20 protein-coding genes and 1 tRNA gene are annotated in these 23,533 nt (G+C 31.1%); 14 read left to right on the top strand and 7 right to left on the bottom strand.

The features are described from left to right. Position 1: 1 nt before the first annotated feature. The 7 genes from H6578_10330 to cysK all read left to right on the top strand — a co-directional run bounded on the left by H6578_10330 (position 2) and on the right by cysK (position 8,187). Positions 2-1,561 (top strand): choice-of-anchor B family protein, encoded by a 1,560-nt coding sequence (locus H6578_10330; protein ID MCB9227548.1) that lies wholly within the window; start codon positions 2-4, stop codon positions 1,559-1,561. Between the two features lie 214 nt (positions 1,562-1,775). Further along, a complete protein-coding gene (locus H6578_10325; protein ID MCB9227547.1) occupies positions 1,776-1,985 on the top strand; it encodes a hypothetical protein in 210 nt (69 codons plus the stop codon). Then, the gene (locus H6578_10320; GenBank protein MCB9227546.1) at positions 1,978-2,442 is read left to right on the top strand and encodes a hypothetical protein; all 465 of its coding nucleotides are present in this window, start codon (positions 1,978-1,980) and stop codon (positions 2,440-2,442) included. Before H6578_10325 ends, H6578_10320 begins: the two co-directional genes overlap by 8 nt. 87 nt (positions 2,443-2,529) lie before the next feature. Further along, positions 2,530-2,991: a hypothetical protein gene (locus H6578_10315; protein ID MCB9227545.1), complete on the top strand. Its 462-nt coding sequence runs from the start codon at positions 2,530-2,532 to the stop codon at positions 2,989-2,991. 106 nt (positions 2,992-3,097) lie between these two features. Continuing rightward, on the top strand, positions 3,098-6,181 hold the full coding sequence (gene secDF / locus H6578_10310) for a protein translocase subunit SecDF (GenBank protein MCB9227544.1): 3,084 nt from the start codon (positions 3,098-3,100) through the stop codon (positions 6,179-6,181). A gap of 246 nt (positions 6,182-6,427) precedes the next feature. After that, the gene (locus tag H6578_10305; GenBank protein ID MCB9227543.1) at positions 6,428-7,243 is read left to right on the top strand and encodes a serine acetyltransferase; all 816 of its coding nucleotides are present in this window, start codon (positions 6,428-6,430) and stop codon (positions 7,241-7,243) included. A 14-nt stretch (positions 7,244-7,257) separates the two neighbouring features. Beyond that, a complete protein-coding gene (gene cysK, locus H6578_10300; protein MCB9227542.1) occupies positions 7,258-8,187 on the top strand; it encodes a cysteine synthase A in 930 nt (309 codons plus the stop codon). A 159-nt stretch (positions 8,188-8,346) separates the two neighbouring features. Here the strand turns inward: cysK and H6578_10295 are convergent. Next, positions 8,347-8,421 (bottom strand) — tRNA-Glu (locus H6578_10295). A gap of 200 nt (positions 8,422-8,621) precedes the next feature. Between H6578_10295 and H6578_10290 the strand changes: the two genes are divergently transcribed. The 6 genes from H6578_10290 (at position 8,622) to ric (ending at position 13,684) form a co-directional block, all read left to right on the top strand. Beyond that, positions 8,622-9,833 (top strand): phosphoglycerate kinase, encoded by a 1,212-nt coding sequence (locus H6578_10290; GenBank protein ID MCB9227541.1) that lies wholly within the window; start codon positions 8,622-8,624, stop codon positions 9,831-9,833. 3 nt (positions 9,834-9,836) lie between these two features. Then, on the top strand, positions 9,837-10,040 hold the full coding sequence (locus tag H6578_10285; GenBank protein MCB9227540.1) for a hypothetical protein: 204 nt from the start codon (positions 9,837-9,839) through the stop codon (positions 10,038-10,040). Further along, positions 10,022-11,971: a ferrous iron transport protein B gene (gene feoB / locus H6578_10280; protein MCB9227539.1), complete on the top strand. Its 1,950-nt coding sequence runs from the start codon at positions 10,022-10,024 to the stop codon at positions 11,969-11,971. The genes H6578_10285 and feoB overlap by 19 nt, the downstream gene beginning before the upstream one ends. A gap of 49 nt (positions 11,972-12,020) precedes the next feature. Then, the gene (locus tag H6578_10275) at positions 12,021-12,455 is read left to right on the top strand and encodes an Rrf2 family transcriptional regulator (protein ID MCB9227538.1); all 435 of its coding nucleotides are present in this window, start codon (positions 12,021-12,023) and stop codon (positions 12,453-12,455) included. A 51-nt stretch (positions 12,456-12,506) separates the two neighbouring features. Further along, positions 12,507-12,890, top strand: a complete 384-nt coding sequence (locus H6578_10270) for a group III truncated hemoglobin (GenBank protein ID MCB9227537.1) — start codon at positions 12,507-12,509, stop codon at positions 12,888-12,890. Between the two features lie 68 nt (positions 12,891-12,958). Continuing rightward, entirely contained in the window at positions 12,959-13,684 is a 726-nt protein-coding gene (gene ric / locus H6578_10265; protein ID MCB9227536.1) for an iron-sulfur cluster repair di-iron protein, read from the top strand. 51 nt (positions 13,685-13,735) lie between these two features. On the opposite strand, the gene H6578_10260 is transcribed toward ric, so the two are convergent. The 5 genes from H6578_10260 to H6578_10240 all read right to left on the bottom strand — a co-directional run bounded on the left by H6578_10260 (position 13,736) and on the right by H6578_10240 (position 20,254). Further along, a complete protein-coding gene (locus tag H6578_10260) occupies positions 13,736-14,461 on the bottom strand; it encodes a nitroreductase family protein (GenBank protein MCB9227535.1) in 726 nt (241 codons plus the stop codon). 11 nt (positions 14,462-14,472) lie between these two features. Next, on the bottom strand, positions 14,473-15,693 hold the full coding sequence (locus H6578_10255; protein ID MCB9227534.1) for a PP2C family protein-serine/threonine phosphatase: 1,221 nt from the start codon (positions 15,691-15,693) through the stop codon (positions 14,473-14,475). 13 nt (positions 15,694-15,706) lie between these two features. Further along, the gene (locus tag H6578_10250) at positions 15,707-16,792 is read right to left on the bottom strand and encodes an ABC transporter permease (GenBank protein ID MCB9227533.1); all 1,086 of its coding nucleotides are present in this window, start codon (positions 16,790-16,792) and stop codon (positions 15,707-15,709) included. Further along, positions 16,789-17,937, bottom strand: coding sequence for a glycosyltransferase (locus tag H6578_10245; GenBank protein MCB9227532.1), 1,149 nt, complete (start codon positions 17,935-17,937; stop codon positions 16,789-16,791). Before H6578_10245 ends, H6578_10250 begins: the two co-directional genes overlap by 4 nt. 79 nt (positions 17,938-18,016) lie before the next feature. Beyond that, on the bottom strand, positions 18,017-20,254 hold the full coding sequence (locus H6578_10240; GenBank protein ID MCB9227531.1) for a PAS domain S-box protein: 2,238 nt from the start codon (positions 20,252-20,254) through the stop codon (positions 18,017-18,019). A 56-nt stretch (positions 20,255-20,310) separates the two neighbouring features. Between H6578_10240 and ung the strand changes: the two genes are divergently transcribed. After that, positions 20,311-20,991, top strand: coding sequence for a uracil-DNA glycosylase (gene ung, locus H6578_10235; protein MCB9227530.1), 681 nt, complete (start codon positions 20,311-20,313; stop codon positions 20,989-20,991). Here ung and H6578_10230 read toward each other — a convergent pair. After that, positions 20,972-23,485 carry a hypothetical protein gene (locus H6578_10230; GenBank protein ID MCB9227529.1) on the bottom strand — a complete coding sequence of 838 codons (2,514 nt, stop codon included), beginning with the start codon at positions 23,483-23,485 and terminating at the stop codon, positions 20,972-20,974. The two genes, ung and H6578_10230, sit on opposite strands and share 20 nt — an antisense overlap. Positions 23,486-23,533: the final 48 nt, after the last annotated feature.

The following is a 23,533-nucleotide window of genomic DNA, read 5'->3' as shown; positions in this document are numbered from 1 at the left end:
TATGCGTTTAATTACTTTTATAATATTCAGTTTGCTTTGCTTTAAAGGCTTTACTCAAAAAAACTTTGACTTACTAAATTATTTAGATTTTGAACCCATTTTAAATGATATTTGGGGATATACAGACACAGCAGGAAACGAATATGCTTTAGTAGGACTAACTACAGGAGTAAGCATAGTAAAAATAAATAATCCCGACACTACCCTACTTTTGCACCACGTTACTGGAGATTCAAGCCTTTGGCGAGATATAAAAGTTTATAATAACTACGGCTATGCAGTAAACGAAGATGGCGGAGGTCTTTTAATAATGAATTTTACGCAACTTCCAAATATTCTTACCTATCAATATGTAACTCAAATAGGAAGTTATAATTTTGAAACAGCACACAATATTTTTATAGATGAAAACGGCATAGCCTATTTGCTGGGTAGCAATATAGCAAACCAAGGTGCATTTATGATAAATTTGAATACTTCAAACAGATTTTTGCCAGAATTTGTAGGTTTGTATGACGACCAATATGTACACGATGCCTATGCCAGAGGAGATACGCTATATACTGCCGAATTAAACAACGGCACTTTTTCTATAATAGATGTAAGTGATAAAAGTAATCCTATAGTTTTAGCACGAAAAACTACAGGAACAAACTACACGCATAATATTTGGCTTAGCAATGATGGAAAATATGTAATAACTACAGATGAAAAATCGGGGGCGTACGTAGAACTTTATGACATTAGCAACTTAAACAACATAAAATTAATAGACAAATACAGAAGTAGCCCAAGCTATGGCGTTATTCCTCACAATGCACATTTTAAGGGAAACTATATTTTCACTTCATACTACAGAGACGGACTTCGCTTGGTAGATGCCACTTTAAAACACAATTTAGTAGAAGTGGGTTTTTACGATTCTTCTCCTTTTAATGCTGCCGAAGGCTTTGAAGGAAACTGGGGCGTATATCCGTATTTTAGCAGTGGAAAAATAATTATAAGCGATAGAGAAGAAGGACTTTTTGTACTACAGCCACATTATAGCAGAGCAGCATATTTAACAGGAAATGTTTTTGACACCCTCAATAATATTCCCTTAAACAATGCTTCTGTAGAAATAATAGGCACATCGTACATAAAAGAAACCCTTTATAACGGCACTTATAATATAGGCGTAGCCGATAGCGGATATTACGATATAAGAGTAACTAAACCGGGGTGTAGCACTGTTATAAAATCTAACATACTACTTGAAACAGCCATAGAAAAAGTAGAAAATTTTGAAACAAAATGTATAAATACGGGGATAAATGATGCAAATAGTGATAATTATAAAGCATTTTTTAATACGGCAGGTACGCTTACCATAGAATACGAAGGCAACAAAACAATAACAGACATAAAAATAACAGATGCTTTAGGGCAAACAATTAAAAGTATAGCTACCAACAGCAAACAATTTTCGGTACAATATACCAAGCAACTTAATGTAGGAATATACTTTATTTCTTTGTATAGCAATAATAAAATATACACCACCAAAATAATTAAATCATAAAAGATTCACTACTTTTTTTCAGTGGTAGAGAATGGCATCTTATATCAATTATTAATTCAAAATAGTCTGAACTATTTTTGATATTTTGCGTTTTAATAAAATATATAGTATCTTGCAAACTCAGAGCAAGATATATTATTATCTACTTTTTATTAAACCTAATCGGTATAAATAAAAAGATTACTTATATTCGGTAAGAGTAAAAAGAGAAAAAATGATAGTTGAAAGACAAAATAATGAAATATTAGTAAGATTTTCCGCAGGATTAAGAGTATCTAAAATTCAATCATTATTAGATTATTTGAGATATATTGAACTTACTGCTAAATCTAATACTACTGAAAAAGATTTAGAAAAATTGGTAAAAGAATCTAAGCAAAATCGTTGGGAAAAAATTAAGAAAGAAATAGGATTTGATGACTAAATTAGTTGTTGACTCAAATATTGTTTTTAGTGCTATTTTAAATACCAACAGTCGCATAACGCAAATTTTGCTAATGGGAAATGATTTTTATGATTTTTATGCCCCCAAATATATCAGAACTGAAATTTGGGAGCATCACGAAAAAATAAAGAAAATTGCCAAGTTAAACAACGAAGAATTTATTGAAGTTTACGAATTAATACTAAAAAACATTACCATTTTGAACCACTCTATTGTTGATAAAAGAAATTATAGAGAAGCCCTTGAACTATGCAAAAACATAGATATTGATGATACTCCTTTTGTTGCATTTTCAAGATATTTGAAATGTAAGCTATGGACAGGTGACAAAAAACTGATTAAAGGACTTCAAGAAAAAGGATTCTCAAATATAATTACAACAGACGAACTCTTTGAAAACTTTTTAAAGAAATCATCCAACAGAATTAAAAAATAAAAATACTATAACCAATAAAAGATACTTCAAAAGTTTTGAAAACTTTTACTCCGCTTTTTCAAGAATTTTCTCTAATTCTTTACACCTATGAAAAAACATTTCTCCGAAACTCAAAAATTTACACAATGGTGGCTATGGTTACTGCTAATTATATGCTTTGCATTACCAATATATAGTTATTTTAGTAATCCTTCAAAACCAATGAATGACACTTCTTTTATCATCAGCATGTCTATCCTAAGTATAGTTTTCGTTATGTTTTTTTTGTTAAAGCTAAAAACAGAAGTAAATGAGCAAGGCATTTCGTATAGTTATTTCCCTTTTATAAGAAAAAGACAATTTTTATGGAGTGAAATAGAAAGTGCCAAAGTTATTAACTATGGTTTTGTAGGTGGCTGGGGCATTAGAATGAGTATAAAATACGGCACAATTTATAATGTTAAAGGAAAAATGGGGCTTCAAATAACACTAAAATCAGGTAAAAAATTTGTGCTTGGCACCCAAAAACATGAGGAATTATTAGCCGTTTTAGAGCAATATAAGTACTAAGCACAATTAAGCAAGAGAAAAGGCACTACAATTTTTTCTAAATTCTTACTTTAAAAGCATTATTAATGGTATATTTGCACCCTTTAAAAAAATATATCTATCTAAAATGCAAGCAAAAGGATTTATTAGAATTATTATTATAGCACTATTGGTGGTGTCTATTTTTCAACTTTCATTTACTTTTATTAAAAACAACTTTGTAAAAAAAGCAACAAAATATGCCACAGCTCAAACTTCTACCCTAGAAGAAAGTGCTGAAAAAGCATTTCAGTTTAATAAAGCAAAAAATTATTATTTAGACTCTATCAAAAATGAAGATGTATTCTTAGGCTTCACTTACGACCAAATAGACAAAAGAAGTTTAAACTTAGGATTAGACTTAAAAGGTGGAGTTAGTTTATTAGTAGAAATAGACCAAGCTGACGTGCTAAGAAAATTAGCCAACAACACTAAAGATGAAAATTTTAATAAAGCCATAGACGCAGCTATAGCAGCCCAAGCTTCAAGTCAAGAAGATTTTATTACTTCTTTTGGTAAAGAATACGAAAAAATAGGTAATGGAGCTAAGCTATCGGCTATATTTTATCCAATAGAAAAGTTTAGAGAAAAAATAACTTTTGAATCGTCAAATAGTGAAGTAATTGATGTACTAAAAGAAGAAGTAAAAGCTAAAAATGGCGAAACACACAACATATTAACTACTCGTATAGATGAATTTGGTGTAGCTCAACCTTTTATTTCTGAGCCGGACGCTAATGGTAGAATATATATAGAACTACCCGGTGCCGATAATACCGACCGTATTAGAGGGATTATTCAATCAGCGGCAGTATTAGAGTTTTATAGAACAGCACCGGCATCTACAACAGGCGAATTATTAGTACAAGCTAACGATATGTTGGTAGGTATTTTAGGATTGGAAGAAGCTACAGATTCTGTTTCTAATAGTGGTTTAAGTGAATTAATTAACAGTTCTACTACGGCAGCAGAGATAGATAGTGCTTCGGTTGCATTAAATGAAGATTCTAATAGCTTATCAGATTTAGATAATGATTTAGGCGAATTAAGTGATTTAGAAACAAATTCAGTTACAAGTGGAGATTCAACTGTAAGCAATAAATTTAATCCTTTATTTGATTTATTAGCTCCGGCTATAGAAACTCAAAACGGCAGACAAGTTTGGAGTCAAGGTGCTGTAGCAGGCTATGTAGCCAGAAAAGATTTAGATAAAGTAAAAGCTTTATTGGCACATGAAGAGGTACAAAACATTTTTGACATAGCTCGTATAAAATTAGCTTGGTCTGCTAAACCTATAACAGGGCAAGACGGCAACCAAACAGACATATATATGTTATTTGGTTTAGTAAAAGAATTAAATGGCAAACCTGCTTTAAATGGAGATGTTATTACTGACGCTCGTGCAGGCTTTGACCAATATGGTAGTGCTGAGGTTTCTATGAGTATGAACAACATAGGAAGCAAAAACTGGGAAAACTTAACAGGAGAAAACGTAGGAAAACAAATAGCTATAGTTTTAGACGATAAAGTTTTTTCTGCTCCTAATGTAAATCAAAAAATATCCGGTGGACGTTCGTCTATTTCAGGTTTAGATGATTTTGACGAAGCCTTAGACTTAGCCAATATCCTAAAATCGGGAAAATTAGATGCTCAAATAAACATACCGCAAGAAGCCGTAGTGGGTGCTTCTTTAGGAAAAGATTCTATTCGTTCAGGAATTTTTGCTTTAGCATTAGGCTTCTTAATAGTTATACTATTTATGGTATTATATTATAGTGGTTCTGGTGTTATTGCCAATATTGCTTTAATAGCCAACTTAGTATTAATAATGGGTACATTAGCCTCATTAGGTGCGGCTTTAACCTTGCCAGGCTTAGCAGGTATAGTACTTACCATAGGTATGGCGGTAGATGCTAACGTAATTATATTTGAAAGGATAAAAGAAGAACTGCGGAAGGGCAAAGGCTTACGTTTAGCTATAGCAGATGGTTTCTCTCGTTCTTATAGTGCTATTATAGATGCCAATGTTACTACTTTTATTACGGCCGCTACCCTACTTTGGTTAGGTGCCGGTCCTGTTAAAGGGTTTGCCATAGTGTTAATGATAGGTATTATAGCTTCATTTATTTCTGCGGTGTTCTTAACAAGATTAATTTTTGAAGGATTAAATGACAGAAATAAAAAAGTTAAATTTTCAACTTCGTGGAGCGAAAACTTATTAAGTGATGTACACTTTGATTTCTTAGGTAAAAGAAAAATATTTTATGCTATTTCAGGGTTAATTATGATAGCCGGTTTAGTATCTATTTTCACTAAAGGATTTGAATTAGGTGTTGATTTTAAAGGTGGTCGTTCTTTTGTAGTAGCTTTTGATAAAGATGTTTCTACAGACGCTATTAGAAGTGATTTAGCCGATGTATTTGGTGTTCCGCCACAAGTAAAAACTTTTGGAAACAACAGAACCGTGCAAATAATAACTTCTTACGAAATAGAAAGTACGAACCCTAAAATGGATAGTACTGTTTCTTATATGCTTTATGATAACTTAAAAGGCGAATTTGACAAAGAACCAACTAAAGAATTATTCTTAAGAGATGCTTTAATTCAGTCAAATAAAGTAGATACATCTATTGCAGATGATATACAAACAAGTGCATTTAAAGCAGGAATAGTAGGAGCTATCTTAATTTTTATTTACTTATTAATTCGTTTTAGAAAATGGCAGTTTGGTGTAGGAGCCGTAGGTGCAGTTATTCACGATTCACTAATACTTTTATCTATATACTCTATATTTTGGGGCGAGTGGTTTCCTTTCTCTTTAGAGATAGAACAAAAATTTATTGCGGCAATTCTTACCGTTATAGGTTACTCTATAAACGATACGGTAATTGTTTTTGATAGAATACGTGAGTATTTTGATGAGCACCCAACTACAGATATAATAACCAATGTAAACAATGCCATAAACAGTACTTTAAGCCGTACTTTAATGACATCATTTACCACCATTTTAGTAGTATTAATACTATTTATTTTTGGTGGCGAAGCTATTAGAGGATTCTCTTTTGCTTTATTAGTTGGTATTTTAATAGGTACATATTCATCTATATTTATAGCCTCAGCAATTGTTGTAGATACTATGAAAAAGAAGAAAACACCGAGTACTAAATAATAATTAAGACAAATTTCATATTCATAAGCCCGATACAGAAAGTATTGGGCTTATTTTTTTCTAAAAAAACTTTAAATAGTTTGAATAATAAAATATAAAGTCTAACTTAGTCGCATGAATTTTTTAAATACTAATACAGTGTGTTGTTGCACTCTTTCTAAAACAGGAAGGTAATAGCTCTATTGTATTAAATTAATAAATAACTTTTATAGCCCTTTCTGAAAATGAAAGGGCTTTTTTTTTGCTATGAATATTATAAATAAAATACAAAATTTTACCAATCAGCTGGATATTAGCTTGCCAAGCATTGCTAATGTTGAAACTTTTACCGATGGATTAATTCATTTTCTATTTCCTATAAGAGATAAATCTGTTGAACTGGATAAGCAACTAATTTTTCTTAAAAAATCTTTGTTGCAAATATTAAATGAGCTGCAACTTTATTCAGAAAAAGAAATTGAGGAGATAGAAATCCTATTTTTCAATAAACTACCCAAAATATTTGATAAATTAATTGTAGATGCCGAAAACACTTTAAATTTTGACCCTGCGGCTAAATCAATTGTAGAAATTATAAATGCCTACCCCGGTTTTTATGCTACGGCAGTTTATCGTTTAGCACACGAAATTCATCTTTTAGAAATACCTTATATAGCCCGAATAATGTCGGAATACGCACACCGCAAAACAGGTATAGATATACACCCGGGTGCAAAGATTGGCAATGCTTTTTTTATAGACCACGGCACAGGAGTAGTAATAGGCGAAACTACCATAATAGGCAATAATGTAAAAATTTACCAAGGTGTAACTTTAGGTGCATTAAATGTGGCAAAAAAATATAGCAATACTAAAAGACATCCTACTATAAAAGATGATGTAATTATTTACTCAGGAGCAACCATTTTAGGAGGAAACACCACAATAGGCGAAAAATCAATAATTGGAGGTAATGTTTGGCTAACGCAAAGTGTATTATCAAACTCTATAGTATTATCAACCCACGAAATAAAAATAAGAAACACCGATTCATTTAAACAAGATATAGATTATTCAATTTAATAAAATTAAAAAACATGAAAGTAAACAACATTTTAGAAATTATAGGAAACACTCCTCACGTAAAAATCAATCATTTATTTCCAAAGGACTATGAAGTGTATATAAAATTGGAACGCCAAAATCCGGGTGCTTCTATAAAAGACAGAATAGCATTGGCAATGATAGAAGATGCAGAAAAAAAAGGATTATTAAACAAAGATTCGGTAATAATAGAGCCCACATCGGGAAATACAGGAATAGGTTTATCGTTTGTGGCAGCTGTAAAAGGATACAAAGTTATTTTAGTAATGCCGGAGTCTATGAGTTTAGAAAGAAGACGAATAATGGCTGCTTATGGTGCCGAATTTAAGCTAACACCACGAGAATTAGGCATGAAAGGAGCTATAAACGGAGCTGCTGAGTTAGCCAAAGAATACAAAAACGCTTGGATTCCACAACAGTTTGAAAATGAAGCTAATACAGAAATTCATAAAAAAACTACCGCTTTAGAAATTTTAAACGATTTCCCTGAAGGTATTGATTATTTAATAACAGGCGTAGGCACAGGCGGACATATAACCGGAGTAAGTGAAGTTTTAAAACAAAAATTTCCTAAACTTAAATCTTTTGCTGTTGAACCTACCCTATCTCCCGTTATTAGCGGTGGTGCACCGGGCGGACACCCACTGCAAGGAATTGGAGCAGGTTTTATACCTAAAGTTTTAGATACTAAAGTTTTAGACGGAGCTATACAAGTAGATAAAGAAGAATCTTATGAGTATGCAAGAAGATTGGCAAAAGAAGAAGGCATTTTAAGTGGCATATCTACGGGAGCATCTTTAGCTGCTGTGGCTAAAAAAATTAAAGAACTACCTAAAGGAAGCCGAATTTTAACCTTCTCTTACGATACAGGCGAAAGATATTTTAGCGTAGATGATTTATTTCATAAACCTAAAGATTTTTAGGTATTGGTAAGAGAGTGCTATTATGAACTCGTGCTGCGACTTAGAATCGTGGCACGAGTTTTTTATTTTATATTGTATGTAAACAGCTTCATTTTTTCAACAATAACATATCCAAAACTTATATACACAAAAAAAGCCCCGGCATTTCTGCCGGAGCTTTGGTAGCCCCTAGGGGAATCGAACCCCTCTTTCCAGGATGAAAACCTGGCGTCCTAACCGATAGACGAAGGGGCCATTCGTAGTGATTTCTCACTTTTTACCTCCGCAATTCGGCTTCCTAACCATAGGAAATTTCGTAAGGGACTGCAAATATAAATGGTTTTTTTGTTTTTCCAACTACTTTTCTAATTTTTAGAATTAATTTTTATCAAAGACACCTTTATCTTTTATTTGAATAAAGATTTCATTAATTTTGCATTCTATTTAGAATTAGTATGAATAAAATTAATGACTTTAATTTCAACAATACAAGAGCTTTAATAAGAGTAGATTTTAACGTACCTCTTGATAATGAATATAATATAAGCGATACCACCCGAATAGATAAATCTTTATCCACCATAAATAAAATACTTAAAGACGGAGGAAGCGTGGTGCTAATGAGCCACTTGGGCAGACCAAAAAAGGGTTTGCAAAGTGTAGCTTTAGGTGCTGAAGAAAAATTTTCTTTAAAACATATTGTACCTTATTTAAGCAAAAAGCTAAATACGCCAATTATTTTTGAAGATGATGCCGCAAGTGAAAAAGCGTTTAATACAACTAAAAACTTAAAAAACGGAGAAGTTGTTTTATTAGAAAACCTACGTTTTTATCCGGAAGAAGAAATGGGCGATGAGGATTTTGCCGATATGCTTTCGCAGCATGGGCAGGTGTACGTTAACGATGCCTTTGGTACTGCTCATCGTGCACACGCTTCTACATCTATAATAGCTCACTATTTTAAACCAGAGCATAAATTTATGGGTTATTTAATGGCAGCAGAAGTTGATAACGCATACAAAATACTTAACGATACAAAACATCCTTTTACAGCCATTTTGGGAGGAGCTAAGGTATCTGATAAAATTGAAATTATTAACAACTTAATTAATAAAGCCGACAATATTTTAATAGGTGGCGGAATGGCTTACACTTTTTTTAAAGCTAAAGGTGGCAATATAGGAAAATCATTAGTAGAAGATGATAAATTAGATATGGCTTTAGATTTATTAGAAAAAGCTAAGAAAAATAATGTAAAAATTGTTTTGCCCGAAGATTCAATTATAGCTGATGATTTTAATAATGATGCCAACACAAAAACCGCCAATAATATGGAAATACCTGAAGGCTGGATGGGATTAGATATAGGCTCAAAAGCCCAAAAAGATTTTGCCCAAATAATAGAAAACTCTGCAACTATTTTATGGAATGGTCCCATGGGCGTTTTTGAAATGAATAAATTTCAAGAAGGAACCAAAACAATAGCAAAAGCAGTGGCAAAAGCTACTAAAAATGGAGCATTTAGCTTAATAGGCGGTGGCGATTCTGTGGCTGCCATCAATAAATTTGACTTAGCAGACCAAGTAAGCTATGTTTCTACAGGTGGCGGTGCTTTATTAGAACTTTTTGAAGGTAAAAACCTTCCGGGAATTGAAGCTTTAATATAAATAATGAACAAATATAAGGTTATAGAAATACTGGGTTCAGAAGAATTTGAAAGCTTTTTGCTCTCCCACAATATTGGCGTAGGTACTATTTTTACAAAAGGCTATGCTCCTACCCTTTTTAACCTTACTATAATCAACTTTGATAACAAGTCTATTTCTCTCAGAAATGAAGATTTCAATAAAATTAAATGGGAAATAGTAATGTAAATTCTTTTTTCTTGGTTGGCAAACCAAATGCGGGAAAATCAAGTCTTTTCAATCAACTAACTGGTTTAAATCAAAAAATAGGTAATTTTTCGGGAGTTACTGTTGCCGTAAAAAAAGGAACATTTTTAAACAACAATATTATAGACCTTCCCGGTTTAGAGTCTATAATTGCTAATTCTCCCGAAGAAAAAATAGCTAAAGACTATGTTTTAAAAGCTAAAGAAGAACAAAACAATATCATTTTTGTTGCCAATAGTATGCAACTTTCGCACAGTTTATTACTGTTTTCGCAAATAGCAGATTTACAAATTCCCAGCTTAATAGCTCTAAATTTTAAAGATGAACTTGAAAAAAATAAGATAGAAATAGATGTCAAACTTTTAAAAAACAGATTGGGTTGCGATATCGTTTTAATAAACTCAAGAACTGGCGAAGGCATAGATACGCTTAAACAAAAAATAAAAGACAATAAATTTTATGTTCCCAATTCAATAAACAGAAGCTTTTTTGAAAGCGAAAGCAATAATAAAATAGAGAATAATTATTTTGAGTTAGTTAAAAATGAAACAAATCTAAGTTTTTGGAAAACAGACACTGCCAAACGCAGCAAAATTATAGCCGAAATAATACATTCATGCGTTAAAACACCCAATGATATACCTTACAGTTTATATTCCAACAAAATAGACCGAATTTTATTGCACCCTATCTTTGGTATTCTTATATTTTTAGGTGTTTTATATTTAGTATTTGAAACCGTGTTTTTTGTATCCAGTTTTCCTATGGACTGGATAGACAGCGGCATGACATGGCTATCGGGTTATTTTAGCGAAATTATAAGCATACATTGGTTAGCAAATCTTGTAAGCAATGCCATTATACCCGGAATAACAGGAATAATAATATTTGTACCGCAAATTGCTATACTTTTTACGCTCATAGGTTTTTTAGAGCAAGTAGGTTATATGTCAAGAATTTCTTTTATTGCCGATAATTTTTTAAAAAAGTTTGGATTAAGTGGACATAGTGTAGTACCATTAATTTCGGGCTGGGCATGTGCCATACCGGCTATTATGAGTACCAGAATAATAGAAAATCCGAGAGAACGATTTGCCGCCATTATTGCCATTCCCTTTATGACTTGTAGTGCCAGACTACCTGTTTATACCATACTCATTACCATTCTTTTTCCTTTAAATAATGGTATTTTTGACTACAGAGGCTTGGTACTTTTAGCTTTGTATATGCTGGGTGTAATAGCTACATTAACTACTACATGGTTAGTAAACAAATACAGTAAAATACAAGGAAATAACAACTGGGTATTAGAGCTTCCTATTTATAGAAAACCAGCATGGAAAAATTTAGGTATAAGCGTTTACCAAAAAACTAAATCATTTGTATTAAATGCAGGCAAAATAATTTTTACTATATCAATTATTTTATGGTTTTTAGCATCATTTAGTCCCAAAAATGATACGTTTATTAATGAAAAAGCACAAGCAGAAAACATTTCTTTTAGCAGTAGCAAATTAGAATATTCATACTTAGGCTACGCAGGCAAAGCCATTGAACCCGTTATAAAACCTTTAGGATATGATTGGAAAATAGGAATAGCATTATTAAGTTCTTTTGCTGCCAGAGAGGTTTTTGTAGGCACTTTATCTACCATTTACAGTATAGATGCCAATGATGAAACGGGCATAATAAACCGACTTAAAAATGAAAAAAAGATAGATGGAACACCTGTTTTTACCACCGCCACATCTGTTTCATTATTGCTGTTTTATGTTTTTGCTATGCAATGTATGAGTACTTTAGCCATAATGGTAAAAGAAACAAATAGTTGGAAATACGCAGCACTTCAACTGCTATATATGAACGTACTTGCCTATGTTTTAGCATTTTTTAGTTATCAATTATTAAAATAAAAGATAGACACATCTTTTATTGTAAATAATTTTGTAGCTTTGTATAGTTATGTTTTCAAAATCGTGTAAATACGGAATAAAGGCTGTTTTATATATAGCTCAGCAGTCGCAGTTAGGAATAAGAGTGGGCATTAAAGAAATAGTGGAAGCTATAGATACGCCCGAAGCATTTACAGCCAAAGTGCTACAAATTTTATCCAAAAAGAATATAGTTGATTCAGTAAAAGGGCCAAACGGAGGTTTTGAAATACCTAAAGAAAAACTTGCTGAAATTAAACTATCGCATATAGTAGAAGCTATAGACGGAGAAGATATGTACACACAGTGTGCTTTAGGATTGCCCAAATGTGGTTTTGAAAAGCCGTGCCCTGTTCATCATAAATTTGTAGTAGTAAAAAACGAGCTACGCTATGTGTTAGAAAATACTACCGTGTTAGAGGTTGCTCATAAAATGAACACTATTGATTTGTATTTAAAACTGTAAAAGAAATTGAAAGTAAAAAAAGACATAGAAAATGTTGAAGATGTACACTTAATGGTAGATACATTTTATGCTAAAGTTAGAGCCAATGAGACCATTGGAGTTATATTTAATACGGTAATAAAAAATAGATGGGCTGAGCATATAGAAAAGCTTACTCGGTTTTGGCAAACGGTTTTATTAAACCAATATACCTACCAAGGTGCTCCTTTTCAGCCTCACTCTGTTATGCCACTTAAAGCAGAACATTTTAATATTTGGGTTTCTATTTTTCATAGCAATATAGATGAACATTTTGAAGGACCAAAAGCAGAAGAAGCTAAAATAAGAGCAACAAATATGGCTAAAATGTTTGAAAACAAAATTGCATACATACAGGAAAACAATATGGCGGAGCATAACTCATTAAAAGAATACTTAAACACAGTTAAAAGCTGAGTTTAAAATAATATATAAGGATAAGGGATAAAGTGAGAAAAAAATTTTTATTCACTTAAACAAAAAAAATGAAAAATTTAGATGAAAAAACAATAGGAGAAATAGTAGCCGATAATTATAGAACAGCTTCTGTTTTTAAAGAGTACAATATTGACTTTTGCTGTAAGGGCAATAGAACAATAGAACAAGTTTCTGAGAAAAAAAATATTAATGCTGACGAACTCAGAAAAAAAATAGACAATGCCTACAAGCAAACAAGCAATACAGACATTGATTTTAAAACTTGGGATTTAGATTTATTAGCAGACTATATTGAAAAAACACATCACAGATATATAGAAAGCAGAACACCCGAGCTAAAAGCATATCTACACAAAATATATAAAGTGCATGGTATAAACCACCCCGAACTTGAAGAAATATATCAAATTTTTGATGAATCGGCTGGCGATTTAGCCGCACACATGAAAAAAGAAGAATTAGTACTTTTTCCTTTTATCAAAAAAATGGTAAGAAATAGCTTAAGCAATTCTATAACCGAAAAACCACATTTTGGTACTGTAGAAAATCCTATTAATATGATGAAACAAGAGCATGATGTGGAAGGAGAACGCTTTAGAGAAATAGCAGCACTTAGCAATAACTACACACCTCCTGCCGATGCTTGCAACACCTACAGAGTAGCTTTTGCTTTGCTTAAAGAATTTGAAAATGATTTGCATAAACACATCCATTTAGAAAACAATATCCTTTTTCCAAGAGCTATTGAAATGGAAGCAGAGTTAACTCAATAATTTTATTTACCAAACCGAATATGAATGAAGTAATTTTTGAACTCAATAATACTACAGTTCAAAAATTACTTCTTCATTAGGTATTCTAAATCTATCGCCATATCTACCTTCGGGCTTACCTTTGCCTACACCCACCACCATATTAATTTCTGCCTTAGCCGGTAGTTTTAAATATTTCTTCATTTTTTTAGAATCATAACCTTCCATAGGGCAAGAATCATAACCTTCTGCTTTTATACTTAGCATAAATGTTTGAGCGGCTAAAGCCACACTTTTTTGGGCTATAACAGGCACATCTTTGCTCATAACTTCTTGAACAAAAGGCTTATTCCCTTTACTTAATAAAACTATTTTCTTAGCAAAATCTCTAATTAATGGCAAATCGGTATTATACAGCTGAGGTAGCATTTTTTCGTAGTAATCAAATGGAGAACCTCCCGTAATAGTTTCTCTTTTTAAGCCCGTTTTCTTTAAGTTTTCTACATTGGCTTTTATTCTTTTTCGCCACAAATCAGGGCGAGATACAAACACTACTAACTCACTGGCTGTTTTAGCCGCATTTTGATTCAAACAAATAGGCACTACAGCATTTTTAGCTTCATCACTTTTAATTCTATAAAATTCCCAAAGTTGTAAATTGCTACTATTGGGTGCTAAAATGGCTCTTTCTATGCTTCGTTTTACTACGCCTTCATCTAATTGGTGTTCTGTATCAAAAATTCTAATAGACCTTCTGTTGTTTACTATTTCATCAAAGGTTTTTGCTGTTTCATTCATTATCATCTCTTTTATAAAAATTTCATAGCAAGAACGCTTACATCATCTCCATAAGGCAACTCTCCTTTGTATTTAGATATTTCTATTTGAAGATTTTCTACTAATTCTTGCATATCGGTTTTATCATTATTCAATAAAAATTTCACTAAATTTTCTTCCCCATACATTTGTTTAAGCTCATTTTCTTGCTCGGTTAATCCATCTGTATAGGTAAATAAAACACCATTTTCGTCAATTTGTTCCCTACCCACTTCTATTTTTGGTAAATTATCAAAAGCTCCTAATAAAGTGCTACCTTTTTTAAGTTCTATTATTTCATCATTTTGAATTAAATAAGAAATATTATGCCCCGCAGTTACATATTCTAAATTTCGGGTTTCATAATCATACCTTCCTAAAAACATGGTAATAAATTTATCGCCTTGCGTTATTTCAAACAACTTAAAATTAAGATAATCAACTATTTGCTCTAAAGAATCGTACTTAACCACCATAGCTCTTAACTGTGCCTGAAAATTTGCCATTATCATGCCCGCTGCTATCCCTTTGCCAGAAACATCGCACATACAAAACACCACTGTATTATCATCTATGCTTATTAAATCGTAATAATCGCCACCTATACTGCCGTGTGGTTTATAAAAAGCTGCCGCTTCTATGTTTTCATCTTTTGGCAAAACTGAAGGAATCAACATATTTTGCACTTGACTTGCCAGTTCTACCTCTTTGCTTATTCTGTTTTTTTCTAACTGCTCTTTAAATAAACGCTTATTTTCTATTGATGTTAGTATAAAGCTGCATATTGACTCAATATATTTTAAGTTTTCATCAATAGAATCCAATTCTTCAAGCTTCATTTCGCTTATTAATAAATACGCCAAAGGACTTTTTTTATGTACTACAGGAATTAAATAATCAAAACCTTCAAAATGGCTTCCTTTATATCTTTTTATGTCCTGTATAACATGAAATTTTATTGAATCTTCTTTTACATCAATTTTATTGGCTATTTCTTCGTTGCCTTTATTAATTTCTAATTTCCACTCGCCCTCATTTACAAAAAGAGCCATTTTTTGAATTTGGAAATTTCTTTCTAAGGTAAATTCAAGCAATTTGTATAAGGCTGCTCTTGAAAAATTATTATTAATAGCCTTAGTTAACTCTATGTATGAATTAACTTTCTCTTGTTTTCGGGCTATTAGTTTTTTTAAATAAACGTTTTCGTCAAGCATTGTTTTTAGGGTTTTAGGTGTTTTTAATATCTAATGCGTCCCTAATTCCGTTGCCCACAAGGTTAAATGACAACACCAACAACATGATGGCAACTCCTGGTACAACAGCTAAAAAGGACAAATTAGTTCCAATAAAATTTTTATATTCACTTAGCATACCTCCCCACGAAGGCATTGGTGCTTGCACACCCATTCCCAAAAAACTCAACCCCGATTCTACCAATATGGCATTAGCAAAATTTGATGCCATAACTACCACAATTGGTCCCACTAAATTAGGCAAAATATGTTTAAAAATAATTCTAAAATCTGAATAAGAAAGCGATTTTGCAGCTTCTACAAACTGTATATTTTTATATGCCAGCACCTGCCCACGCACTATACGTGCCATACTAACCCACATGGTAATACCTATAGCAATAAAAATAAGCCACATATTTGATTTAAAATAGCTTTTTAAGCCCACAAAAAGCGACATAGCCAACAATATGGTAGGAATAGACCAAAAAACGCTCATTTTCCAAAGTATTATTTTATCTACTAATCCTCTGTAGTATCCGGCTATTCCACCTGCTACAATGCCAATAAAACTGGATAAAATAACCGCAAAAAATCCTACCATTAATGAAACTCTACTTCCTAAAATTAAACGACTAAGTATATCTCGCCCCAATTGGTCGGTGCCCAAATAAAATGTTTTATTAAAAACATAAGAATTTTTATTTTTTTCAAGTAAATCTTTTCCTACACTATATTTCACACCTTTATATGGATAAACTATTATTTCATTAGTTAACTCGTTAATACTATCTACAGGTAAAATAGTGTAATTTCTTTCGTAGCCACCAATAATTTTTTTCAAAAAAGAGCTATTGTCTTTTTCGTTATTTAAAAGATGAACTATTTTTATTGAAAATCCGGGTTTATTTTCTGCTAATTTTGGAAATTGCTCATTTGCTCCGTGGGTATGGTCGGGAGAAACAATGTAGGCGAATATAGACAACAACGATAAAGCAACTATAAAAACAAATGATAAAACAGCTAAACGATTTTTAAAAAACTTTTTAAGAGCAACTTTATTTGGAGAATTTTGACTCATTTTTTAACTGTTCTCCCTTTCCAATTATATGTTCCTACTAATGCTAATATTCCCATAACACTTACATAAATTATATGCAAAATTTCTATAGGAAACATCCATTTTAACAATTTAGATTTATTAAAAAATGCCAGTATGTTAGTAAAAAATAAAGTATCAATAATTAGTTTAAAAACCATCATTACCACACCAAAAACTAAAAAAGCTATATTAAAGAATGGCAGCACAAAGAAATTTAAAAACAAGGCTAAATAAAACAAATAATTAAACACTAATACTACTTTAACTTTAATGTCTATCATATTGGTAGATTTAGATGTCCACCTAATACGCTGGTTTAAAAATTCAGAAAAAGTATGTGGAGCAATGGTAAAAGCTATGGCTTCTGTGTTTTTTACAAAGCCCACTGCTTTTTCGTTATTCATAAACACTTTTTGCATTAAAAAAACATCATCTCCGCTGGGTATTTCTTCATTACCTTCATAGCCATTAACTTCTTTAAATATGGCTTTGGTAAACATCATATTGGCACCACTTGCCATTACGGGCTTTTTTTGTCCTATGCTACCCGCAGTTACGCCCATCATGGCTGCTAAATCCATTTCTAAGAAATTAAAGAGCCAAGTATTGTCAAAAATATAATCTACAGGAGCGGCTATAAAATCTTTTTTGTATTTTTTATAAAACTGCTCTATACTCAAAATCCAGTTTTCGCCATATTCGCAATCTCCATCAGCACAAAGTATTAGTGGGTTTTTAGCCATATTTACAGCCATAGTAATAGCTGTTTTTTTGTTAGGAAAATTAGCTCTTTCTTTAGGTAAGTGTTCCGATAATTTTATAAGTTTTATCCTGTTTTCAAAAGGACTAATCTTTTTTAAAGTACTATCTGTTGAAAAATCATTTACTACAATAATTTCATACAAGTCCTTTGGGTAATTTTGTTTTAAAATACTATTTAAGCAATTTTCAATATTATCTTCTTCGTTTCTTACCGAAATTACTACCGTAAAAGCTTCGGTTGGTTTTAGGGTTTTATCTAAATTTTGCTGAGGGGTTTTTAGCCATCCTTTTACATAAAAATGTATAAGCCAAACATAAGCTGTAGCAAGTAATAAACAAGATATAAAGTAAAAAGCTATCAATTATTTTCCTTTACCACAAATGTATGAAAAACTAAAATTAAAGTTTAGAATTTTCTTTAACAATTGGCATTACACGTACTTACTGAAACAAAGTAAACTTAAAAATAGAACCTCCCTCCGGATTATCTTCTACCCATATTTTACCATCGTGGTTGTCCACTATTTTTTTGCATATAGATAGTCCTATTCCTTGTCCCGAATATTTTTGATCGCTATTCAATTTTCTAAATAACTTAAAAATGCTTTCTCTAAATTTTTCTTCTATTCCTATGCCATTGTCTGCTATGCAAAAAACGGTTTCTTTTCCTTGTTTTTCTGTATAAATTTTAATTTTAGGACTACCAGAATTATTAAATTTGATAGCATTGTTAATTAAATTTTGAAATAATTGCCTTATTTGAACTTCATTTCCTTTAACAATAGGAAGATCTTCTAATTCAATTTCAATGTTCCGTTCAGCCATTATTCTTGCAAAATCACTTATAATATTGCCTAAAACGGCATTGAGATTAACCGCCACATTTTGCACTAAATTTGTTTCTAATTTAGAGTAATCTAACACGCCTTCTATCATGGCATTCATTCTGCTTGAAGCATCTATTAAATGTTCTACAAGCATATTTAACTTGGCATTATTTAAGGTGCTTATTTCGTTTTTCACTATTTGAGATATAGAACTTATGCTTCTTAGCGGTTCTTTTAAATCATGAGAAATAATGTATGCAAAACGCTCTAATTCTGTATTTTTTTCAATAAAGCGTTCTAATTCTGAGTTTTTATCCGATAACTGATACACTCTATTGCTTATTTCTATTTCCATTAGTTTTTTATCGGTAACATTTCGTGCCAATATTAAAACTCTATTTTCGTCAAGTTTTGAAATATGATTAGTATGATAAGTTATTGAACCGTCTCTTTCTTTAAATTTAAAATCTATTTGTTCAAGGCTGTCTTCTTTTAAACATTTTTTTATTAAACGTAAAATTTCTTTGGCTACGCCTTCTTCTATTACATCAACTACATTTTTATTTAGCAAATCTTTTTTATAACGTTCTACAGTTTTTTGCTTTGCATAAAAATCTAAATAATTTCCGTCTTTATCTAAAATAAGCATTAAATCGGGTATTGCTTTTACTATGCTATCTACTTCTTTTTTAGAGTTTCTAAGCATCTCCGCACTATTTTTACTTTCTGTAATATCTACAGCTAATAATAAACAATACTCTGGCGAGCCGTCAGCTTTCCTTGAAAATATTTTTCCCTTTAACATTAGCCACCGCTCTCTGCCACTTTTATCAAGGTATTTGTACTCCTCTGTCATTATCGCACCATCTGCCAATGCTAGCAGTTTTACCCCATCATCCACTAATTTTTGGGCATACTCGCCCATTGGCTTTACTCGCCCAGGTTCTAACCAATCTTCTTCAGGATAACCCAAAAATGATTTTCCATTCAAATTGGTATAAATTATATCATCATTATATGGGTCGTAAACATAAATAACATCTGGAAGTATGGTGGTTATTTGCTCTATAAAATTATACTGATATTCTATCTCATCTCGTATTAGTTTTTCTTTGGTAATATCAGATATAATAAAATATTTAAGCCTTACATCTTTATTGTTGTTTTCAAGTACTGTCTGTCTTGAATTAAACCATTTCCAATCTCCATCTTTTGTTTGAATTCTATATTCTAATTCATCAAAACTTTGTATTTTTTTATTGTAATTATTTTTCTTTACAACAATAGATTCCTTATCTATCTTACTTTTTAAAAAACTATCTATTGAGTTTTTACCAATTTCTTTTTCTGCATATCCTAAATATTCTAAAACATTAATGTTTTGATAAATAAATTTATCATTTTCTTCATCATATATATAATGTATATCAGGATTGACAGACAATATTTGTGATAAAGTATTTATACTAACTGACGATTTTCCCGTTTCTTCTACTTTTCCGTCTGAATGAAAAGCACCCAAAATATATTTTTGATTATTATCGCCTATCAAAGAAACTGTTAAAACTCCTTCTTTGGCACTTCCATCAGCAGACTTATATCTCCGCTTAAAAGAATAGCTATCTATTTTATTAGCTATGAGCTTTTGAAAACTTTCAAAATCAAAGGAAATATCGCCTACTAATGTAAAAAACGAAGTAGATTTTCCTATAATTTCATCGGCAGTATAGCCTAAAATTTTAGCTCCTGTTTTATTAATATCTAATATTTCTAACTTAAAATTAGAAATAGCCATAGGCAAGGTACTACTATGAATAAAATTAGAAAATAGGGTTGGTAGTTTGTTCGGCATAGGACATAAATTTAATAATTTCTTTTAAAATTTTTACCTTGCAATAAATTATAGCAATGAATTCCATATCTGTACATTATGATGATACTTGGTTCAAATTTATGAAAAAAGAGTTTCAATCGGACTATTTTAATACTATTTCTACATTTATTAATAATGAAAAAAGCAAGGGTAAAACTATTTTTCCACCAAGAGAATTTATTTTAAATGCTTTTAAATTAACTCCTTTAGATAATGTTAAAGTTGTTATTTTAGGTCAAGACCCGTACCACAATACGGGACAAGCTCATGGCTTGAGTTTTTCTGTACCTAAAAATGTAAAAACACCACCTTCTCTTCAAAATATTTATAAAGAGATAAAAGCTGATTTAGGATATGAAATTCCCAACCATGGCAATTTGACTAACTGGGCAGAACAAGGCGTTTTACTTTTAAATGCCGTACTTACAGTAAATGCTCACGAGCCTGCATCGCATAAAAAAGCCGGGTGGGAAACTTTTACCGATAATGTAATTAAATATTTATCTGAACATAAAACTCATGTAGTTTTTATGCTTTGGGGCAGTTTCGCACAACAAAAAGAGTATTTAATTGACCATAAAAAGCATTTAGTTTTAAAAGCCGCTCACCCTTCTCCATTTTCTGCTCACAGAGGTTTTTTTGGGTGCAAGCATTTTTCTAAAGCTAATGATTATTTAAAACAAAATGGATTATCAACTATAAATTGGTCCATTTAATTTCTTTAACAGTAAGTTTATTAGCAGTAGTATAAATTATAACTTTTTCTTTGTCTGCTATTAAATTATAAATACCTATATCGTGTTTAGTTTCTAATGGAAAATCGGGGTGTAAATTTCCTATTTCATCTATCATATAAACTTCATTTTGTGTGTAAATTAAAAACCAAAGTTTATTTTGATATACAAAAGCATCTATTTTTCTTATTTCATCATCTACTTTGTAGGTACACAAATTTTTCCATTGAGATAATTGCAATTTAAAAGTATGTTTATTAGCAAAAGCATACGCTTCTTTATTTTCGTTTATAGATTTTACGAGTTTAAAATATTGGTAGCTTTCATCTAAAATTGGTTTTTCTGTCATAACTCCTTTCATGTCAATAAAATAAACTTTTCCATTGCTGCCTGCTATAAATCGTTCATTTTCGTACTCAAATCCGTTTTTAGAACCCGACTTAACACTTTTAAATCTTTCATTGCCACTTCTTGTTAAGGCATTAAATATACCTTCTGAATTAGTGAAATAAATGTAATCTTTTCCGCCTACTACTACCCTCTCTATTTTGCTTTCCACCACTCCTACATTAGCTATTGGGCTCCAGCCACTTAGTGGTTTCCCATTATGCTCATATCCATAAATGTTTCCATTATTGCAAGCCACAAAATAGCGTATATTTTTATTGTCTTTATATTCTGTCAACAACATAGCATTGCTGGCTTGTGCCGGAAGTTCTATAGGAAATCCATCTACTAAATCGCCATTTCTATCTACTACATAAATTTTGTTTTCTGTATTAAATACATACTGCAATTTGTTGTTATTGTAATAATCTATTTGGTATATTTCGCTCTGTATTTTTCCTTTTATCGGAATTTTAAATTGCACATCTCCCGATTTTGAAATTTGATATAAATAATTACTATCGTCTTGCAAAAGAATTTCTTTTGTTTGAGAATTAAAATCTAAAGTTTCAAAAGGCTTACAAGAAGCATTATTACTTAAAATAGCCGTCCATAATTCTTTTGTAGAAACATTTTGCTCTGTTGAACTAAAATTTATTTTGCCTTGTACATTTGCCACTTTTCCAACATTTGAAAGCTGTACATTAAATTTAGAAATATTGGCAAAAGCATCTTTATCTAATAATGCTGTGTTGGCATAAGTTCTTAGTTCGTTTAAATTTACATACACATCAATATTAGATTGTGTTAAGGTATTGTTTTTAAATGTTTTAAAACTTTCATTTTGCTTGAGCAACTGATTTTCTTTATTTTTTTGAATGAAATTTTTTACTACAGATACATTTTCGCTTAGTACTAAACTGTTAGAAATAAGGGCAAAATAAACCGTATTGTTTAATGTTTTTGGTAGCATAAGATTTTCACTTACAAAATGCCCAATTTTTGCTGTATAAATGTTTTCTTCATCTTCTGAAATAATAATATTTTTATCTATTTCTGCAAGTACATTTAGCATTTCTTCTTTGCCGTTTATACTTATAACTATGCCTTTGTTTGCATTTATATTGCTATCATAAGTATTTTGAATAAAAGTAGTATAGCTCTGATTTATCTGGTCGTAAAAACTATTTTTCAAATAATCATTGGTATGCAAAATGGTATCGTTAAAACACACAGTTTGATAATAAGAAATATTATCGGGCAAAACTTCAAGATTTACATTTGCTCCTGCTCTAAAAGTTTTTAAGGTATCTAAAAGCATTTCTTTGGCATACAAGGAGTTTCCGTAAAAAAGCAATTCATTATTAAATAAATTTATATTTAAAGCTGTATTTCCCAGTATTTTTTCAAAAGAATTACTTAGCTCAAAATATTTTGGTTGAAGTGTATAATTAGCTAAAAAATTTAATTGTTTGGGTTTTAAGTAAACTATAAAATCATTTTTTAAATCTTTTTTATCAAATAAGTTAATCTGTTTTTCTATGGCAAGCAAAGCTTCTTCTACAAAATTAGATTTAAAACTAAAAAGGAGTAATCCATTTTTCACGGCAAGGTATAAAGTGTATTTGCTATCGTAATCGGTAAGCTTGTATATTTTGTTATTTTGGTTGTTATAGCTACTCCATTTTAAACTCAGTTTTGTCATTGCAGCTTCCAGCTCGCTTGAACTTAATTTTACATCTGCCACAGTCAATATTCCTATACCTTCACTGCCGTTATTTCCTAAAGCTATAAGTATAGCTCCATTTTTTTCATTAGTGAGATTTTCAATTATTTGCTTGGTTAAAGTATAATTTATTTTTGAGCCTATGTACCAATCTTTTTCTACTATATTTTTAGTGGCAGTTAAAGTGTCTATTTTACTGTAATATTTATCCCAATTATCAGATTCAAAAGCTATTGGAAAATTGGCAGGAATAGCCACATAAAGCTCACTTTGCGTCTTATTTTCATTTTTATTATAAAAATAGAAATACAAAACAAGCAATAATGCCGATACTAAAGCAAGGATTACGAGAATTTTCTTCAATTATATAGCAATTTGAGTTCAAAATTAAAATATAAGGGTATTTAATGC

The organism is Chitinophagales bacterium (assembly GCA_020635995.1).
Lineage (GTDB): Bacteria > Bacteroidota > Bacteroidia > Chitinophagales > UBA8649 > JAFMKE01.
Note: the sequence above shows the minus strand (reverse complement) of the source record. Positions and strands in the feature narration are given on the sequence as shown.

Excerpts from the sequence above, each read along its gene's own strand:
- H6578_10330 (MCB9227548.1), top strand. The coding sequence starts at position 2 with ATGCGTTTAATTACTTTTATAATATTCAGTTTGCTTTGCTTTAAAGGC.
- H6578_10325 (MCB9227547.1), top strand. The coding sequence starts at position 1,776 with ATGATAGTTGAAAGACAAAATAATGAAATATTAGTAAGATTTTCCGCA.
- H6578_10320 (MCB9227546.1), top strand. The coding sequence starts at position 1,978 with ATGACTAAATTAGTTGTTGACTCAAATATTGTTTTTAGTGCTATTTTA.
- H6578_10315 (MCB9227545.1), top strand. The coding sequence starts at position 2,530 with ATGAAAAAACATTTCTCCGAAACTCAAAAATTTACACAATGGTGGCTA.
- secDF (MCB9227544.1), top strand. The coding sequence starts at position 3,098 with ATGCAAGCAAAAGGATTTATTAGAATTATTATTATAGCACTATTGGTG.
- H6578_10305 (MCB9227543.1), top strand. The coding sequence starts at position 6,428 with ATGAATATTATAAATAAAATACAAAATTTTACCAATCAGCTGGATATT.
- cysK (MCB9227542.1), top strand. The coding sequence starts at position 7,258 with ATGAAAGTAAACAACATTTTAGAAATTATAGGAAACACTCCTCACGTA.
- H6578_10290 (MCB9227541.1), top strand. The coding sequence starts at position 8,622 with ATGAATAAAATTAATGACTTTAATTTCAACAATACAAGAGCTTTAATA.
- H6578_10285 (MCB9227540.1), top strand. The coding sequence starts at position 9,837 with ATGAACAAATATAAGGTTATAGAAATACTGGGTTCAGAAGAATTTGAA.
- feoB (MCB9227539.1), top strand. The coding sequence starts at position 10,022 with ATGGGAAATAGTAATGTAAATTCTTTTTTCTTGGTTGGCAAACCAAAT.
- H6578_10275 (MCB9227538.1), top strand. The coding sequence starts at position 12,021 with ATGTTTTCAAAATCGTGTAAATACGGAATAAAGGCTGTTTTATATATA.
- H6578_10270 (MCB9227537.1), top strand. The coding sequence starts at position 12,507 with ATGGTAGATACATTTTATGCTAAAGTTAGAGCCAATGAGACCATTGGA.
- ric (MCB9227536.1), top strand. The coding sequence starts at position 12,959 with ATGAAAAATTTAGATGAAAAAACAATAGGAGAAATAGTAGCCGATAAT.
- H6578_10260 (MCB9227535.1), bottom strand. The coding sequence starts at position 14,461 with ATGAATGAAACAGCAAAAACCTTTGATGAAATAGTAAACAACAGAAGG.
- H6578_10255 (MCB9227534.1), bottom strand. The coding sequence starts at position 15,693 with ATGCTTGACGAAAACGTTTATTTAAAAAAACTAATAGCCCGAAAACAA.
- H6578_10250 (MCB9227533.1), bottom strand. The coding sequence starts at position 16,792 with ATGAGTCAAAATTCTCCAAATAAAGTTGCTCTTAAAAAGTTTTTTAAA.
- H6578_10240 (MCB9227531.1), bottom strand. The coding sequence starts at position 20,254 with ATGCCGAACAAACTACCAACCCTATTTTCTAATTTTATTCATAGTAGT.
- ung (MCB9227530.1), top strand. The coding sequence starts at position 20,311 with ATGAATTCCATATCTGTACATTATGATGATACTTGGTTCAAATTTATG.